Source organism: Natronorubrum daqingense, assembly GCF_001971705.1.
Taxonomy (GTDB): Archaea; Halobacteriota; Halobacteria; order Halobacteriales; family Natrialbaceae; genus Natronorubrum; species Natronorubrum daqingense.
This window is the reverse complement of record NZ_CP019327.1, coordinates 2,725,052-2,742,407: the sequence shown is the minus strand read 5'-3', so window position 1 is coordinate 2,742,407 and position 17,356 is coordinate 2,725,052. Positions and strand designations below refer to the sequence as shown.

Annotated in this window: 17 protein-coding genes; 6 read left to right on the top strand and 11 right to left on the bottom strand. The window is 62.1% G+C overall.

What is annotated here, in order from left to right; translation table 11 throughout:
• Positions 1-52: 52 nt before the first annotated feature.
• Positions 53-625 carry a MaoC family dehydratase gene (locus BB347_RS13355; protein ID WP_076583054.1) on the top strand — a complete coding sequence of 191 codons (573 nt, stop codon included), beginning with the start codon at positions 53-55 and terminating at the stop codon, positions 623-625.
• Positions 622-2,076, top strand: coding sequence for an acetyl-CoA hydrolase/transferase C-terminal domain-containing protein (locus tag BB347_RS13350; RefSeq protein WP_170872017.1), 1,455 nt, complete (start codon positions 622-624; stop codon positions 2,074-2,076). Before BB347_RS13355 ends, BB347_RS13350 begins: the two co-directional genes overlap by 4 nt.
• A 170-nt stretch (positions 2,077-2,246) precedes the next feature.
• On the opposite strand, the gene BB347_RS13345 is transcribed toward BB347_RS13350, so the two are convergent.
• The 6 genes from BB347_RS13345 to BB347_RS13315 form a co-directional block, all read right to left on the bottom strand.
• Positions 2,247-3,500 carry an MFS transporter gene (locus BB347_RS13345; RefSeq protein ID WP_076583052.1) on the bottom strand — a complete coding sequence of 418 codons (1,254 nt, stop codon included), beginning with the start codon at positions 3,498-3,500 and terminating at the stop codon, positions 2,247-2,249.
• 159 nt (positions 3,501-3,659) lie between these two features.
• Entirely contained in the window at positions 3,660-4,205 is a 546-nt protein-coding gene (locus BB347_RS13340; protein WP_076583051.1) for a carboxymuconolactone decarboxylase family protein, read from the bottom strand.
• A 180-nt stretch (positions 4,206-4,385) separates the two neighbouring features.
• Positions 4,386-6,548: a TRAP transporter permease gene (locus BB347_RS13335; RefSeq protein WP_083687792.1), complete on the bottom strand. Its 2,163-nt coding sequence runs from the start codon at positions 6,546-6,548 to the stop codon at positions 4,386-4,388.
• A gap of 77 nt (positions 6,549-6,625) precedes the next feature.
• On the bottom strand, positions 6,626-7,669 hold the full coding sequence (locus BB347_RS13330) for a TAXI family TRAP transporter solute-binding subunit (protein ID WP_076583049.1): 1,044 nt from the start codon (positions 7,667-7,669) through the stop codon (positions 6,626-6,628).
• A 213-nt stretch (positions 7,670-7,882) separates the two neighbouring features.
• Entirely contained in the window at positions 7,883-9,076 is a 1,194-nt protein-coding gene (locus BB347_RS13325; RefSeq protein WP_076583048.1) for an MFS transporter, read from the bottom strand.
• A 447-nt stretch (positions 9,077-9,523) separates the two neighbouring features.
• Positions 9,524-9,964: a universal stress protein gene (locus tag BB347_RS13315; RefSeq protein WP_076583045.1), complete on the bottom strand. Its 441-nt coding sequence runs from the start codon at positions 9,962-9,964 to the stop codon at positions 9,524-9,526.
• Positions 9,965-10,583: 619 nt separating this feature from the next.
• Here BB347_RS13315 and BB347_RS13310 point away from each other — a divergent pair.
• The 3 genes from BB347_RS13310 to BB347_RS13300 all read left to right on the top strand — a co-directional run bounded on the left by BB347_RS13310 (position 10,584) and on the right by BB347_RS13300 (position 12,134).
• Complete coding sequence (locus tag BB347_RS13310) at positions 10,584-10,880, top strand: SUI1 family translation initiation factor (RefSeq protein WP_076583044.1); 297 nt, start codon at positions 10,584-10,586, stop codon at positions 10,878-10,880.
• Between the two features lie 139 nt (positions 10,881-11,019).
• Complete coding sequence (locus BB347_RS13305) at positions 11,020-11,496, top strand: GNAT family N-acetyltransferase (RefSeq protein WP_076583043.1); 477 nt, start codon at positions 11,020-11,022, stop codon at positions 11,494-11,496.
• 152 nt (positions 11,497-11,648) lie between these two features.
• Complete coding sequence (locus BB347_RS13300) at positions 11,649-12,134, top strand: GNAT family N-acetyltransferase (RefSeq protein WP_076583042.1); 486 nt, start codon at positions 11,649-11,651, stop codon at positions 12,132-12,134.
• A 45-nt stretch (positions 12,135-12,179) separates the two neighbouring features.
• Here the strand turns inward: BB347_RS13300 and uvrB are convergent, their stop codons facing one another.
• Entirely contained in the window at positions 12,180-14,240 is a 2,061-nt protein-coding gene (gene uvrB / locus BB347_RS13295; protein WP_076583040.1) for an excinuclease ABC subunit UvrB, read from the bottom strand.
• A gap of 194 nt (positions 14,241-14,434) precedes the next feature.
• Here uvrB and BB347_RS13290 point away from each other — a divergent pair, with 194 nt between their 5' ends.
• The gene (locus tag BB347_RS13290; protein ID WP_076583039.1) at positions 14,435-14,704 is read left to right on the top strand and encodes a DUF7553 family protein; all 270 of its coding nucleotides are present in this window, start codon (positions 14,435-14,437) and stop codon (positions 14,702-14,704) included.
• A 5-nt stretch (positions 14,705-14,709) separates the two neighbouring features.
• Here BB347_RS13290 and BB347_RS13285 read toward each other — a convergent pair whose 3' ends face one another.
• The 4 genes from BB347_RS13285 to BB347_RS13270 all read right to left on the bottom strand — a co-directional run bounded on the left by BB347_RS13285 (position 14,710) and on the right by BB347_RS13270 (position 17,278).
• Positions 14,710-15,534: an ABC transporter permease gene (locus BB347_RS13285; protein ID WP_076583038.1), complete on the bottom strand. Its 825-nt coding sequence runs from the start codon at positions 15,532-15,534 to the stop codon at positions 14,710-14,712.
• Complete coding sequence (locus BB347_RS13280; protein ID WP_076583037.1) at positions 15,531-16,202, bottom strand: ABC transporter ATP-binding protein; 672 nt, start codon at positions 16,200-16,202, stop codon at positions 15,531-15,533. The genes BB347_RS13285 and BB347_RS13280 overlap by 4 nt, the downstream gene beginning before the upstream one ends.
• A 166-nt stretch (positions 16,203-16,368) precedes the next feature.
• On the bottom strand, positions 16,369-16,785 hold the full coding sequence (locus BB347_RS13275) for a DUF2267 domain-containing protein (RefSeq protein ID WP_076583036.1): 417 nt from the start codon (positions 16,783-16,785) through the stop codon (positions 16,369-16,371).
• A gap of 88 nt (positions 16,786-16,873) precedes the next feature.
• Positions 16,874-17,278, bottom strand: a complete 405-nt coding sequence (locus BB347_RS13270) for a DUF2267 domain-containing protein (RefSeq protein ID WP_076583034.1) — start codon at positions 17,276-17,278, stop codon at positions 16,874-16,876.
• Positions 17,279-17,356: the final 78 nt, after the last annotated feature.

Genomic DNA, 17,356 nt, shown 5'->3' with positions numbered 1-17,356 from the left:
GCGACCGAAACCGGAATCGACACGCAACCCACCACCGCAGATCAAACACACCATGACAGACGATAACACTGCAGAAGGCGAACAGGAGCGACGACTTGTTTCCGGCTGGGAAGGCCGTTACTACGAAGATTTCACCGTCGGTGACGTGTACAAACACCCCTACGGCCGGACGGTCACCGAGACGGACAACGTTTGGTTCACCAACATCACGATGAACCTCAACCCGATGCACTTCAACGAGGCCTACGCCGCTGAAACCGAGTTCGGCGAGCGCCTCGTCGACGGGACGTTCGTCATCGCCCTCGCCGTCGGGATGAGCGTCATCGACATCTCGGCGAACGCGACCGCGAACCTCGGCTACGACAAGATCCGCCACCACGGCCCCGTCTACCACGGTGACACGCTCTTCGCCGAGAGCGAAGTCATCGAGAAACGCGAGAGCGACTCTCGAGACCACGTGGGCATCGTAACGACCGAACTCCGAGCATACAACGAGGACGGCGAGCAGGTGCTCTCGCTCGAGCGGACGCCGATGGTCTTGAAACGCGAGTACGCACAACCCTCCGCGGCACAGCCGACGGGCTGGCCGGAGGGGGTCGGCACGCAACCGGAGGAGTTAGAGTGACGATCCCGTCGGAACGCCTCTCGGGCGATTTACCCGTCGTCGACGCCGAATCGGTCGTCGACCAACTCGAACCCGATGCAACCGTCCTCGTCAGTGGCTTCGGCCGCGTCGGCTACCCGAAGGCGATTCCACTCGCCATCGCCGATGCCGACGAGGAGTTCGGGCTCACGGTCGTCAGCGGCGGCAGCGTCGGCGACGAAATCGACGAGGCGATGGTCGAAGCGGGCGCGATCGACCGGCGCTACCCCTATCAATCCGCCGGCGCGGTCCGACGATCGGTCAACGACGAGACGGTTGCGTTCGCGGATCGACACATCGCCGCACTCGCTGACGACGTTCAGTACGGTGGTTTCGTCGACCCTGACGTCGCCATCGTCGAGGCGATCGCCGTCGGCGAAGACTGGCTGATCCCCTCGACCTCGATCGGCCACACCCCGGCGTGGGTCGAGAGCGTCGACCAGATTATCGTCGAGGTAAACCGAGCCCAGCCCCTCGAGTTGACGGCCTTCCACGACAACTATCGACCGGGAACGCCGCCGAATCGTGAGCCGGTTCCACTGTCGGCTCCTGACGGGCGAATCGGCGGCCCGCGCATCGAGTTCGATTCGGAGGCACTGACCGCCGTGGTCGAAACTGAGACGCCGGATTCGCCCTACGAGTTCCGCGACCCGACCGACGTCGACCTCGAGATCGCGTCGAATCTGCAGTCGTTTCTCGTCGAGGAAGTCAGGGAGTCGTCGCTGTACGACGACTCGGTTCGCGTCCAGTTCGGTGTTGGCAGCCTCGGTAACGCGCTCATGGGCGCGCTCGCCGACGCGGACTTTGGCGATCGAGACCTCGTCTACTTCGGCGAGGTGATTCAGGACGGCCTGCTCGATTTACTCGACGAGAACCAACTCCACGCCGCGAGTGCGACCTCCTTCGCCCTCTCGAGCGACGGTCAAGAGCGCCTGTTCGAGAACGCATCGCGCTACGCCGAAGACGTCGTCCTCAGGCCGGCCGACCTTTCGAACAGTCCGACACTCGTCGACCGATTCGGCGTCATCGCGGTCAACAGCGCGCTCGAGGTCGACCTCTACGGACACGTCAATTCGACGCACGTCGACGGCTCGCGGATGCTCAACGGGATCGGCGGCAGTGGCGACTTCACCCGGAACTCGCCCCTGTCCGTCATCACGCTTCCCTCGACGGCCGTCGACGGCGACATCTCGAGAATCGTCCCGATGGCCCCACACGTCGACCACACCGAACACGACGTGGACGTCATCGTCACCGAACGCGGCGTCGCGGACCTTCGCGGGACCTCGCCGCGCGAACGCGCCCGCGCGATCCTCGAGTCGTGTGCCCACCCCGACTTCGAACCCGCCCTCGAGTCCTCCCTCGAGCGAGCGGACGCGAACGGCGGCCACGAACCACACGACCTCGAGACGGCCTTCTCCTGGCAGGAGTAGCCCTCGATCCGTCTTCTTTCGGTTGCCTATCGGACGAGCGACGCGTCTCGACGGACGACGGCGACGCCTCGAGTCCGAATCGACGAACGGCTGGCTCGAGTCGAGATGGGTCGAACGGCAGGCTCGGCTCTGGATCGATCAACGCGTCAGGACGCTCGAAAAGAAGCTGCCTACTCACCCGCTCGGTTTCGCACGACGAGCGAGAGGGCGAGTAGACAGCCCGTGCCGGCGAAACAGGCGAGGACGAGGAACAAGACGTTCGCGCTCGCGTAGGTGAGCACGAATCCGGCGATGGTTGCGCCGAGCGAGCCGATGCCGAAGATGGCGAGGAACGTCCAGCCGAAGGACAGGCCGCGGGCTTCCGCGGGAGAGTAGGCTGCGATGGTCGCCTGCGTGAGTGGCTGCATCGCGAACAGGAAGACGCCGAGCAGCGCGCTGACAACGAGGAGCGGTCCGAACCCGGCCGTCGCGGCGGGCACGTACGTAATTCCGAGTATCGTGAGCGCCCCGAGTGCGATGACGAGCCCTCGTTCGGTCGGAATCCTGCTCGTCAGAATGCCACCGATGTACTGACCGAGGATGCCGATCATCAGGAGGCCGACGTAGACGTACTGCGCGAGGTCGAACTCTTCGGCGTAGGGACTGTCGGGATCGAAGAGGTCCAGGTGGATGTCGAGGTCGGCCAGGAACCCGCCGAGCATGTCCGGCAGGAACGTGAGCACGCCGCGATAGTAGAGGCCGTTGAACATGACGATCGCGAACACTGTCAGAAACCCGACGGTTGCCAGCAGTCGCGTATCGGAGACGAACGACGAGGGAGTAATCTCGCCTTTACTCTGCGTTCCGCCGCCATCGGTCGCCGTCACCTGTGCCGTCTCGTCGAACGAGAGCGTGAGTCCGATGCCGATCGTGATCACCGTCGGGACCACGAGCAGCGCCGCGACGAGTCGCCAGTCGAACGCGAGCAACAACAGGGCGGTCGCCAGCGGTCCGAACGCGATACCGACGTTGCCCGCCATGCCGTGGTAGGCGTACGCCCACCCGGGATCCGAGACGCCTTTGCTGATGAGCGTCAGACCGGCGGGGTGGTGGACGCTCGCGGCGATCCCCCACAGTCCGAGCGCGAGCGCGACGACGTAGACGTTACTCGCGATGCCGAGTAAGAGAAACGAGAGCGCCATTCCGATGAGACACGCGAAGATGAGTGGCCTCGAGCCGAACCGATCGACGAGCATCCCCGCCGGGAGCGCGCCCACCCCGAACAGGAAGTATCCCACCGTGACGACGGCCCCGAGCGTCGCTGCCGTGACGGAAAACTCGAGCAGCCAGACCGTCATGAGAATCGGGACGGCGAACTCGTACGTGTGGACCATCATGTGCGACAGCGAGACGAACGTGACGATCGAGCGGTCGTTATCGTCCATCCGTTCGATCACCGTTGCGCGTCGTTCCAGTCATTGGGGGATGTTGGTGTGTACCATAAGTTGGCTCTTTTGTTTTTCGCGCCGTCTACTGCGTTCGACAGCCAGCGGCGGATAATCTGGTGTGCAGTGAGCGATTGCCCTGTGGGCTCTCGAGCGCACCTATCGAGGGTCCCAGCCGACGAAGTCGTCACCGTCCTCGAGGTCGACGTCGAGGGCGTCGATGACGCGTCCGAGACCGAGGTAGCCTGCCGCGACGGTTGCGGCACCGACCGTCGCCTCCTCGCCGACGTACTCGACGACGGCGTCGTGGAGGGAGTCGGTGACGCGTCCGCGTACGACCGCTCGAGCGTACGCGATGATGGCTTTCTCGTCTTCGGCGAAGGGCTCCCGATCGTCTCGAGCGAGTGCGGCGATCTCTGCGTCCGTAATGTCGGCGTTTCTGGCAATGTTGACGTGTTGGTGCCACTCGTAGCCGACGCCGATTTCGTGGGCCGCCGTGAGAATGACGAGTTCTCGCTGTCGGTCGCTCAGCCCCGAGTGTGACCACAACGAGCCGAGAAACTGCCTGAGGCCTTTCAGAACCGGCGGGTTCGTCGCGACTGCGCTGTAGACGTTTACCGCCTTTCCCGGCTGGAGCGAGGAGACGACCAGGTCTTCGTATTCGGACTCGAGTTCGTCTGCGCGAACGTATGAAACGCGGGCCATATCGGGTAAGCGAACGGGAGTATAATAATTGTTCCCCACTCACACGGCGAATTCGGTCGGCCGAACCAGCGGACGGCGAGACGGTCGGCGCAGTTGGTTCGATGAACCTGATACGTTTTGGCTGACCGTGATAATCCGCGGAGAAAAATTAGCTCAGAGCCGTCGACAGTTCGCGACCGATCAGTTCGATTGCGAACCGCGGAGTTTGTCGAGCGGACTCGATTCACCGACGGCCGCTTGCGTCAGGTAGAGGGCGGTTCCGACGCCGAGTGCACCGAGTTGCACGGTCGTCTCGGGGTAGACCATTGCCGTGACACCGAGACCGAAGAAGACGGCTCGGAGGCCGTAGGCGGTCACTCTCGAGCGGTCGAATCGGTAGTTCAGTCCGTGGATGATGAGCAATCCGCCGAAGAGGATGATCGCACTCGTCATCAACACCGTTGCCGACACGTCACCGCCGTGGTCGACGATGTCGGGGTGGTAGATGAACGAGAACGGCAGGACGAACAGCGGGGCGGAGATTTTCACGCCCTCGAAACACGTTCGCCAGAAGTTCGATCCGGCGATCCCCGTAGCGACTGCCACACAGGTCGCAATTGGCGGTGTGAGCCCCGCCAGGATTGCGGCGTAGAAGACGAAGAAGTGCCCGGAGAACTCGGGGAGCATGAACTGTTCGACCAGCGTCGGCGCGACGAGCATTGCCACGATCGTGTACGCGGCCGTCGTCGGCATCCCGAGTCCGAGGATGATACAGATGATCATCGCCAGGATGGCCGCGATCAGCAGTACGCCACCAGAGAGGTCCATGAGCGCGAGTGCGATCGATCCTGGAACGCCGGTCGCTTCGAAAATGTCGACGACACCGTTGATGGACGCCAGGATGATCGCGACGGGTGCGAGGACGATGACGCCTTCGCGGAACCCGTTGATCGTCTGGCCGCCAGTGTGGACGAACGCCCAGAACGTTTCCCGAACGTCGGTCGTTTCGTACGCCCGCTTCGCCGTCGGAATCGCCATCCCGAGTGTGATCATCGTGATGACCGTCCAGAACGCCGACGTTCCGACGGTCCAGCCGACGACACCGAGCAGGTAGACGAGAATCACGATCGGGACACCGAACTTGATCCCCTCGAGGACCATTTCGCCCGTGGTGAGTGATTGGTCGTAGAGTTCGTCCATATCCGGATCTTCGATCTGCGGTCCGGCAGCGTAGTGGACCGCGACGAAGACCGTAATCATGAGGATCGCCGCCGGAATCAGGCCGGCGACGATGACGTCGAGGTACGATGCGCCCGTAATGAGTTGGGCCATGACGAATGCGCCGGCGCCCATGACGGGCGGAAGAACCTGGCCCGACGTGGATGCGACGGATTCGATCCCGCCGGCGGTAGCCGGCTTGACGCCGCTCTTTTTCATCATCGGAATCGTGAACGAACCGGTCATGCCGGCGTTCGCCGTCTGACTCCCGTTAACGGACCCGATGACCGCGCTCGCGATGACCGCCGTCTGTGCGACGCCGGAGTCGATGTACTTCGCGGATCGAGTCGCAACGCGCAAGATGAGTTCGAACGCCCCGTAGGACTTCAACAACCCGGCGTAGAGCAAGAACAGGGCGATCCAGGCCGCCGTTAACTGCGTCAGGAAGCCGAAGAAGCCGTCCATGCTGATGACCAGAATTCGGAGCGTTCGCTCCGGCGAGATTCCGGTGTGGCTGAGCGTCCCGGGAACCACGGACCCGAACAGGCCGTAGGCTATCCCTGCCAACAAGACTGCGAGGAACGTCAGTCCGAACGCCCGCCACGTGATGTAGATCATCACGAGCGTGAACGACAGTGCCATCACCTCCTCCGGCGTCGACGCCCCACCCCGCCCGGCGAGGTCGAGGGCGTTTATGTAAATGTACACGACTGTCGGCGCCATGAGAGCGACCGAGATGAGGAGTAACGACGTATCGAGCCGGTTTTCTTTCGAAACCAGTTCTTTCACGTCCTTGCGGTAGTGTCGTTTCCCACCACCGACGCGTTGGATCATCTCGTAGAGCGCGTACAACACGATGACTCCGCCGAGGAACCCGGCACCGAACTGGGCTCGAGACGGTGCCGTCCCGATAATCGCCGACTGCAGGTACGCCATCCACATGACGTACAACCAGAACGGAACGGACAGGAGCGCCAAAAAGCTCCACAACGTCATTTTTGATTGCAAACGGTCCCACGAGAGACGGTTACTAATCTCCGTTCCGATCGGGCGATCAGTCACCTCGTCGTCGATATCGATGCCTTTCCCATCGATATCGATATCTGCCGCGTCTTCTGTGTCATCAGCCGGTGGTTGTTCTGCCATAGTTATTTAATCCAGATATCGTCGTATATTGGTAGCACGAAAGTTGCAGTGAGGACCAATTCGGTGGTGCCCTCAAGTTAGTCGTCAGTGTCAGCTTCGCCCTCGCTCCACTCGTCGTCCCAGACGTCGTGCTCCTGGAAGAACTCGGCGGCTCCTGGGTGAATGTCGATCTCTGGCAGGACTGCTTCGGTCATCACTTCCACGTCGTCGTAATCGAGTGTCGTCGGGTCAGAATCGCGCATCTCGTCGTGTTCTTCGTGGGCGAGTCGACACAGCTCGTAGACTGCGTCCGGGTGCACGTCCGGTCCGAACGCCCACTGACCGTCGAGGACCCAACTCGTAACCTCGTCGGTCTCGAGGTCCTGCTCGTAGCCGTACGGTTCGTGGGTTTCGACGCGAACACCGTCGTTCGCCTCGAGCGTTTCTTCGAACTCGTCGTCGACATCGACAGCGTACAGTTGGCCGTCACTGCGAACGTCGACCTCTGCGGACCAACCGGCGAGTTCGACGCGGTTCGATCCGTAGAGGACGAGGGCGTCGACGGTTCCCTCCTCGACGACGCCCGGAATGTCGTCGGTATCCTCGTTGTTGATATCGTTTGCGTCCCAGATACCGTCGTCTCGGAGCAGTTCTTCAGTGATCAGTCGCGTACCGAATCCTGGTTCGATCGGGTAGATGGTGTAGCCGCCGTCGCGGAGGTCGGCGGTCGACTCGATCCCCGACCCGTCCATCGCGACCCAGTGCATCTCGAGGCTGTCGAAGAGGAACCCCTGCATCGGCATGTCGTCGACGGGGTCCTCGTCGAACGGATCTTCGTCGTTGAGTGCCGCTGCGAGCGAGTTGTTGTCTACGCCGATGGTGCTGAACTCGCCGTCGTCGAACTCGGTGAGGTTTGCCGTCCACCCTGAGGTAACCTGCACGTCGACGTCGACGACGTCGCTGTCGTTCGCCACGAGCGAGAGCGCCTGTCCGGCCGCCTGCGTTGCACTTCCACTCGAAGTCCCCGCAATCGCGATCGAGTGATCTGCCCCCCCACCGAGACAGCCGGCGAGTCCGACTGCGCCTGTTGCAGCAGTAGCTTTCAAGACGGTTCGCCGTGAAACATTGTCATCCCTTGGCATACAAGCCCATGCTTACGAAGGCCAATACTTAACCCTTTCTACTATGGCGATAGTCTATGATAATCATTATCGTTCGTAATGGATCCATAGAGGCGGCTAACGCAACATGGTGGCCGTCTGATGGATTTTTTCACGATCGATATACGACGACAATTTCTATCACGGATTACTGCCTTTATATTCGGATCAGTGCGTATGATTTTCACGACTTCATTAGAGTTTGCGGCGAGCGAGAACCAAGAGCGCGAGCGCGACCGTCGTACTCACGCCGAGCATCGCCCACGCCGTGTCGTATCCGGACGTGTCGACGAGAAATCCGAATACTGGCGGTGCGAGTAATGCCCCGCCGTTGAGGGCGAGTTGTCCCCCCGCAGTGGCGCTCCCGATTTCGTCGGGGTCGACCATCGAACCGATACAGGAATAGTAAATTCCCGTGAATCCGAGGACGAAGAACCCGAGGAAGACGAAGTAGACGAGTGAGGTCAGGTTCGTCTGGACTTGCGTCGCGAGGAAGAACAAGACGCTCGCGCCGGCCGCCTGAAAGAGCAGAATACGGAGCGTCGAAACCGCGAGCGGTGCGGCGAGTTTGTCCGCGAGCCACCCGAACGCGATCCGACCGACGCTGCCAGATCCCTGGGCGACGGCCAGCGTAATCCCGGCGAAGACGACGCTCGCGCCGATCGCCTCCTCGACGAAGAGGATCGTGTATCCGGTCGTCGTGAAGAGCCCCGCGCCGAGGAAGAACCCGGCGGCGGTGAGCAGTGCGTACTCCGGTTTCGCGAAGTGGCCGCGAATATCGAGGGCGCTCGCGTCACTGCCGGCTCCCCCCGCTCCGTACATGAGTCGGAACACGCCGGTGACGACGACCGCGAGGATCCCCGTCAGCAGAAATCCGACTTCCCAGCCGAATCGCGTCGCGCCGAACCACGGGATAACGATCGAACTGATGCCACTCCCCGCCGTGACGCCGACCTGTTTGATCCCCATCGACGTGTTGAGGCGGTCGTCGGGAATCACGTTGAAGACGGCCTTGTTCGTCCCGGGAATCGCCGTCGCGTAGAATCCACCGATAACGAACACCGTGCCGAGGACCGTCGCGTACGTCGGCGCAGCGGTGATTCCGACCGCGCCGCCGGCAAGCCCAAGGAGGCCGACGACGAGCGTTCGTCCCTCGCCGTAGGTGTCGATAATCGCCCCCGCCGGCACGAGAAACAGCGTGTAGCCGAGCATCATCGCCGTCACCATCACGCCGATGAGCGTCGCGGAGAGGCCGAACTCGTCACGTACGAAGGGCGTGACCGCGTACACCGCATAAAAGCAGATGCTCGCAGAGACCTGCCAGAGCAAGATCAACAACGTATTGGCCTGCCAACTGCGGCCGTGAGCCGATTGGATGGCAGTTGTCATCGAGGAATCACCCCCTCACTCGAGGCCCGAGCCTGCGCGTTCGATAGTCGCGCTCGAGACGGTCGTCGTCTCGAGTCGATTCACCCGTCGTGTCGTCGTCTCCGTCGATCATGTGTCCATCTCTCCTCGTCGTCGTGGAGTTCGGCCGCTCGTCGTCTCGAGTGTCGGCCGCTCCGACCTGCGACTCAGACTGTCTCGTTCGTATTCCATGGACTGTCTCGTTCGTATTCTGCACTCATTCGTGTGTATCCCACCTGTTCTCCGCCCGCTTCGCTGACGGCGAGGCGTCGACGTCGGTATCGATGTCGATGACTCTCGAGACGGCCACGGTAGTTCCACCGGTACACGTCCGGTTCTATCGTTTGGCGACGACCGACGCCGAGCGTGTATCGGTGCGCGCGTGGTGCGTGGCTATTCGGAATCGCACCTGCACCTGTCACTCGCAGGTCACGGGGTGGCGACCAGTACCGGACGGTCGCTATCGATGATTACTCCCTGTGCGACGCTGCCGAACACCACTTTTCCGACTGGCGTTTGGCTTCGCGTTCCGACGACGATCGCATCGACGTCGAACTCCTCGGCGACCTCGAGAATCGCACTGACCGGTTCGCCGGTGATGTCGTGAATCTCCGCTTCGATTCCGGCGTTCTCGAGTTCTTCGACGGCGATTCCGACCGTATCCGGGGTTCCCTGAAGATCTTCGATCCGCTCGTTGAGTTCGCGGATGTAACTCGTTCCGGCTTCGTCGCCCGGGGCGTCGATCTCTTCGTGGACGTGCAACAGATCGACGCGGACCGATTCGGCTGCCTCCGGCAGGTCGCGAATGGCTTCGATCTGGGCACGCGTGCGCGGTTCGTCCGAATCGATCGGCGCAAGTACGCGGTACATATGAGCCACCAATGAACGGAGGTATATCAATGTACGTGAGCCGGGAACACTGAGCACGGATCGATACCGGCCACAGCAGGGGACACACCACCAGTTCCTCGGGACAATCTATTGAATATATTATGTATGTCCGATAACGTAGGGGTAGTGACAATTACTCTCCCACACTATCTGGCTCGTCGGCATCGACGACCGAATTCAGATTTGACCAGACTGCGGACAGCCCGTACAGGCTCGTGTGCCGACTGATATCGCTCTTTGAGTCGTATTGACGGGTGAACCCGTTCGTTCTCTCAGTGGCGTTGCTATTTCGCCGCCTCTCACTGATTCGTCGACCCACGACACCGACAGTCCGCCCTCAATAGGATATTACCCCCTGGTGCGTAGCGATTTCGGATACGTACGCTTCTCGAGTATGCGTCGACCGCGAACGACCGCCGAAGCGTCGACACGTCGACACGCCGACACACCGACACGATGCATTTCAGCGTCTGTACACGGGCACACAACAGCGAAAGTGACGGGAGATAATCATGTATGCCGCATAGATAGTATCGCTTCGACCGATCCATTGCAAGCGCAAGGTCAGGGCTAACCTCGTCCGCTGCCATGCCAATATATGGCAAGCGACGACGAACTCGAGGATTTACTCGACGAACTCGACAGTCAGGGCGATCTCGAGACGTCACAGCAGCAACTCTCGATTCGAATGGAGCGTCGACGATACGACAAACCGGTGACGATCGTCGAGGGATTCGACCTCGAGACCGCCGATCTCCAGTCGACGGCGTCGGAACTCAAGCGCTCGTTGGGGACTGGTGGCACGGTCAGCGACGGGCGAATCGAACTGCAGGGAGACCACCGCAACCGCGTTCCGTCGTTGCTTCGCGAGCGCGGGTTCGACGTCGAGGGGTGAGACGACCGCGTTCGACGTTTCGAATCGTCTGAAGCGGCTGCGAGCCACGATACAGACCGCTTAGCCGATCTCGCCATCGGTGCATGCCAACTGGTAACGTATCGAAGTCACTTTATGGTATCCCCCTCCACGTACACGTATGAAAATCCGTCCGGCGGAGGCTGCCGATTTTTCGGCCATCAAAGCGGTCGCTCGAACGACTTGGCACGATACGTACGACGAACTCGAGGCCGAGTTGATCGACCGGACCGTCGACAGGTGGTACACCGACGACTCGATGCCACTCGGGGCACCGGGAACGGTCGTCCTCGTCGTCGAGATCGACGGGTCGGTCGTCGGCTTTACCCACGCAGTGGCACAGGGCGAAACTGCCGACATCCTCCGAATGTACGTCGAACCCGGCCGTCAGGGCGACGGCGTCGGAACCGACCTCCACGAATGCCTCGTCGAACAACTCGAGGTCTACGACGTCGAACGGATTCGGGCGTTCGACTTCGCGTTCAACGACACCAGTCGGCAGTTCTACGAGAGTCAGGGGTTCGAACAGACCGACACCGGCGAGGTCGAAATCGACGGCGAGTTCTACGACGAAGCGGTCTATTCTCGGGACCTGTAGCGTTCGACGATATTCGCCGTCAGTCGCACTTCGGCAGTGGTTGCGCTTCGTCGTCGGACGCGTTCGCTGCTGGTCGCGCTTCGTCGATGGTCGCGTGATACCCAACTGTGGTGGGTGATAGCACTTTGGCACTCGCGGTCCTCGGTGAGCGTATGGAGATCCGACCAGCGACTGTCGACGACTACGAGGCGATCAGAACGGTCGCTCGAGCAACCTGGCACGAGACGTACGACGAACTCGAGGGGGAGACGATCGACGAGACGGTCGACGACTGGTACGGCGACGAGCGACTCGAGGAGGCCCTCTCGAAACCGGGGACGGCGTTTCTCGTCGCCGAGACGGCCGACGAGGGGGTCGTCGGCTTCACGCACGGCGTCGTCAGCGAGGCGGAAGGCGACGTCCTCAGAATGTCGGTTCATCCCGACCACCAGGGCGAGGGCATCGGGACGGCCCTCCACGATCGACTCCGGGCGGACTTGGAGGATTTCAACATGGAGCGAATGCAGGCGATCGACCTCGCCTCGAACGACGGTGGTCAGCGATTCTACGAGAAACAGGGCTTCGAGCGGACCGGCGAGGGGACGGTCGAAATCGGCGGCGAAGAGCGCCAGGAGGTCGTCTACACGCTCGAGTTGTGAGCTTCCTCGTCCCGTCACTCGAACGGACTCGAGCGTGGGTCGCGATTAGAACTCCTCCGTCGGCGGCGCGATACCTTCGTCGTCGCCCGCGAGTTCGAACTCCTCGCGCACTTCTCGGATTCGATCGCGGATGTCGGCTGCGAGTTCGAACTCGAGGTTGCTCGCGGCTTCGTCCATCCGATCCTCGAGTTCGGCGATGTAGCGTTCGGCTTCGTCCTCGTCGGCGATGTCCTTCCCGGAGACGCTCGAGGTGTCGGTCTTGCTGCCGGGCAGGTTGGTCTCGCCGACGTCTTTCTCGATGGTCGTCGGCTCGAGGCCGTGTTCCTCGTTGTACTCGCGCTGAATTTCACGGCGACGTGTGGTCTCCTCGATGGCAGACTCCATCGCGTTCGAGGGCTCGTCGGCGTAGAGGACGACCTCGCCGTTGACGTTTCGGGCCGCTCGCCCCATCGTCTGGACGAGCGTCGTCTCGCTGCGGAGGAAGCCCTCCTGGTCGGCGTCCAAAATTGCGACCAGCGAAACTTCGGGGATGTCGAGTCCCTCTCGCAGAAGATTGATTCCGACGAGCACGTCGATCTCACCGAGTCGAAGCGAGCGGATGATCTCGTGGCGCTCGAGCGTGTCGGTCTCGTCGTGCATGTACGCGACGTTCACACCGGCTTCCTCGAGGTACTCGGTCAGATCCTCGGCCATCCGCTTCGTGAGCGTGGTGACGAGGGTTCGCTCGTCGCGCTCGATTCGGTCGTCGATGCGATCCATGAGGTCGTCGACCTGCCCGCTGGCCGGCGAGACCTCGATCGCGGGGTCGACGAGGTGCGTGGGGCGGACGATCTGCTCGACGATCTGGTCGCTGTGCTCGCGCTCGTAGTCGCCGGGCGTCGCCGAGACGTAGAGCGTCTGGTCGGTCTTCTCCTGAAACTCCTCGAACGTCAGCGGCCGGTTGTCGTAGGCCGTGGGGAGTCGGAAGCCGTTTTCGACCAGCGAGTCCTTCCGGGACTTGTCGCCGGCGTACTGCCCGCGAACCTGCGGGAGGGTGACGTGGGATTCGTCGACGACGGTCAGGAAGTCCTCGGGGAAGTAATCCAGCAGGGTGTAGGGGGCCTCGCCGGATTCTCGATCCGAGAGGTAGACGGAGTAGTTTTCGATGCCCGAACAGTAGCCCGTCTCCTGCATCATCTCGAGGTCGAAGGAGGTTCGTTCCTCGATGCGCTGGGCCGCGACGAGGTCGCCCTGTCGCTCGAAGTACGAAATGCGCGAATCTAGGTCGTCCCGAATCTCGTCCATGGCCCGCTCGAGTTTCGTCTGCGGAATCGAGTAGTGCTCCGCGGGGTGGACGAGGACGGCCTGTTGGTCGCCCTGGGTCGTCCCCTCGAGCGGGTCGACCTTGACCATGCGATCGATTTCGTCGCCCCACAGCTCCACGCGGACGGCGTAGCGGCCGTACATCGGGTAGATCTCGATCGTGTCGCCCCGGACGCGGAACGTGCCCTGCGTGAAGTCCACGTCGTTTCGCTCGTAGTTTAGATCGACTAACTGGGCGAGCAGTTCGTCGCGACCGATCTCCTCGCCGACCTCGAGTCGCAGCGACATGTCGATGTAGTTTCGCGGGTCACCCAGCCCGTAGATGGCCGACACCGAGGCGACGACGATGACGTCCTCGCGGGTCAGAAGCGAGCGCGTCGCGGAGTGGCGTAGGCGGTCGATTTCGTCGTTGACCGAGGCGTCCTTGTCGATGTAGGTGTCGCTCTGTTCGACGTAGGCCTCGGGCTGGTAGTAGTCGTAGTAGGAGACGAAGTACTCGACGGCATTGGTGGGGAAGAGCTCACGAAACTCCTCGTACAACTGGGCGGCGAGCGTCTTGTTGTGGGCGATGACCAGCGTCGGCTTCTGGACTTCCTCCATGGTCCAGGAGACGGTGTTGGTCTTGCCCGATCCCGTCACGCCGAGGAGGGTCTGCTTGTCCACGCCCGACCGGAATCCATCGGCCAACTGCTCGATGGCTTCGGGTTGGTCTCCCGCCGGGTCGAAGGGAGCGTCGACCTCGAACGGACGATCGACGTCGGGTCGGTCCGGCTGAAGCGGGCCTCGAGAGTCGGAGTCACTCATTATCAGGTTCAGGGCGTCGAGGTACTTTACGCGCTCGCATCTCGAGTGGTCGCACCAAAGCGGTCGCGTTCGAGCGCTTGCGTCATCGAATCTACCGACGGGAAGACTCGGGACGAAACAGACTCCGACCCGGCCATCCGAACGTGGCGACTGCCCGCCAAATCGTTATGAGGCGACTCGAGGAGTGTCCATATATGACCGAGCAACTGCAGCAGGCCCGTGACGACTTGGAGGAGGCGGCGAAGTCGGCGGACGACGACGACATTCGTGAGGACATCCGCGAGACGTCCGAGGCGTTCTCCGACTACGTGATGAGCGACAGCGCGCCGGATCACGCCCTCCTCGACGAACGGCTCAACACGCTCCGATTGGCTCGCGAGGAGGCCGACGGCAATACGAAGGCAAAACTCGAGTCGGCCATCGAGACGACCGAAGACTATCGCGAGACGCTCGAGCAACACTGATACCGTCACGTCTCGATCGCGTCGACGATATCCTGATCCAACTGTTTCGAATCGGTGAAGACGCGCCGACTGAGGAGTAGCGTGTTTGCGACGACGGTTAAGCCGCCGGCGGCGAAGATCATCAGCATGATCACGAACTGGTACTGTGCGGCGTAGATCGGATTCGCGCCGGCGATGATCATCCCCGCCATCAACCCCGGTATTTTGACGACCCCGAGGCTCTTGATTGCATCTAACGTCGGAATCAACGCCGCGTAGACGCTCGTCGAGACGTACTCGGTGATCGCCTGATCCGGCGAGGCACCGACGCTCAGCAGCGCTTCGATCTCGTCTCGGTTGGCCGCAATCTCTCCGGTGAAGCGATCTAGCGCGAGCGAATTCGTCTGCATCGAGTTCGCGATAACCATACTGCCGATGACGATGACGTCCTCCATCGTCATCTCGATGGCCCCCGCGGCCGTCATCGCCACGATCGTGAGCCCACCTCCGAATCCGATTGCGACGACGGACGTCCGAAACACGCCCGGCAGCGCAGTGGCGCGCTTGTAAGAGATCCACGCTGCGACGACGATCATACACACGAGAACGACGCCAGCCCACGCGAGGTGCATCGTCAACAGGATCCCGATGATCGCCCCGGCCGCCACGACCTGTACCAACCCCCGAACCGCGGTCGTGACGACTTCCCGGCCGAACCCTAACTGGCGGAGATAGATGACGGCGAGGACGATCGCTGTCAGCACCGCAGCGATGGCAATCTGTCCGAACCCCGTAACGATCACCGGATCGGCCGCGTACTCGAGAAACGTCTCGAGCGCAGCGTCGCTCACGAAAGCACCTCGTCGGGTTCTCCCTCGGCGACGACGGTCCCGTCCGCGAATTCGACGACGCGATCGCCGAGGCGTTTGGCTTGGGCCGTATCGTGGGTGACGAGCACGCACGTCAGGTCGTCGTCGGCAATCCGATCGGCGAGGAGCTGTTCGATGGTCGCCTCCGTCGCCGCGTCGAGGTGGGCCGTCGGCTCGTCGAGCAACAACACGTCGGGTTCGACGTAGAGCGTGCGAGCGATGCTCACTCGCTGACGTTCCCCGCCGGAGAGGTCGGTAATCGGTCGATCCTCGTAGCCGGTGAGTCGCATCTGCTCGAGTAGCTCGCTCACCCGCCGGTCGTCGACCGGCTCACCCCGTATGCGATCGCTGATAGCGATATTTTCCCGGACGGTTCCGGACTGGAGCGCTGAATCTTGCGGAATCAGCCCGATACGTTTGCGCAACGTCTGCGGATCGATTTCCCGGTAGTCACGACCGGAGAGCGTCACCGTTCCGGCCGTCGGTTCGTCGAGTCGATTCAACAGCCTGAGAAACGACGATTTGCCCGCACCCGACGGGCCGACGATGGCGAGGACTGCTCCTTCGTCGATTCGAATCGACACTTCGTCAACGATAGGCTCGCCCCCGACAACCCGTGTGAGGGCGTTCGTCTCGAGTATGGTCGTCACGATACCGAAACCAAGTGATGTGTGACCAAAAGTCGCTGTGGTTGGCGATACCGGTTACTCCCGGTTTCGCCGGACGTTCCAAATTCCAGCGTCGCTCCGGCGTATTTCACTCACGCTCTTCCGTCACCCGGTGGCTCGCTTCGAGTACGCCCCGTCTCAAAGAATGCTACCGCTCTCGAGGCGAGCGCTCGCTCACGTCGATATCGGCGTCAGTCTCGCCGAGCAGCGTCTCGAAGCCGTAGTGTTCGAACTGGTCGACGACGGCGTCGCGTTCTCGCCCGTCGACCTCCTCGAGCAGCGACGCCATGACGGCAGTCGCGGCGCGCTCGCCGGTGACGTCGTGGGTTTCCATGCGCTGATCGACTCTCGAGACGAACTCCTCCTCGGAGAATCGCTGGCCGCTCTCGCCCGTCGTGAGGTGCTCGCTGAGGTCGGCGGGCAGTTCGGCCGCCAGATCCCGGCTCTGATCCTCGCTCAGACGCTCGCCGAGCGTCTGGAGGACGGCGCTCGTCGCGTCCATCGCGCCGTCTTCGTCCGCCTCGGTGCGGTCGCTGACCGTCTCGACGATGGCTGCCTGTTCCATAGCCGGCGTTGGGTCACGCGCTCCCTCACTGTTCGGTCGGCAATTGCTGGCCGACGTGCCGAGACGGTCGACCTCCACCGTCCTTCGTTCAGTTTGAACGCTTCGCACCCGGTCCGGACTCCGGTATCGCGTCCTCGAACTCGAGTTCCGCGAGTCGCTCGCGCAGGGCTTCGCTCTCGTCGTCGTCGACGTGCTCGAGGAGCGTGCCGACCACGGCCCGTGCGACCGGTTCCGGGTCGTCGATATCGGCGTGTTCGCTTCGCTCGTCGATTCTCGAGCAGAACTCCGCGTAGTCGAAGCGACGGTCAGAGGCCCCGTCGGTGAGGTGGTCACCGATCTCTCTGGGGAGCATGCCGTCGAGGCGCTGTGAGCGAGTCTCGTCCAGTCGTTCGCCGAGCGCGGAGAGGACGGCTTGCGTCGCAACTTCCGCGTCAGTTTGACTCGCGAGGCTCGCCTCGTGTTGGACGGAGCCGTAGAAGTCGTGACGTTCCATACCGTGACCCTTGTGCGATGGCGTCCGTGGGCGTTTGGCCGGCGATTGCCGGTCTTCGGAGCGGTCGTTCCACTGCTG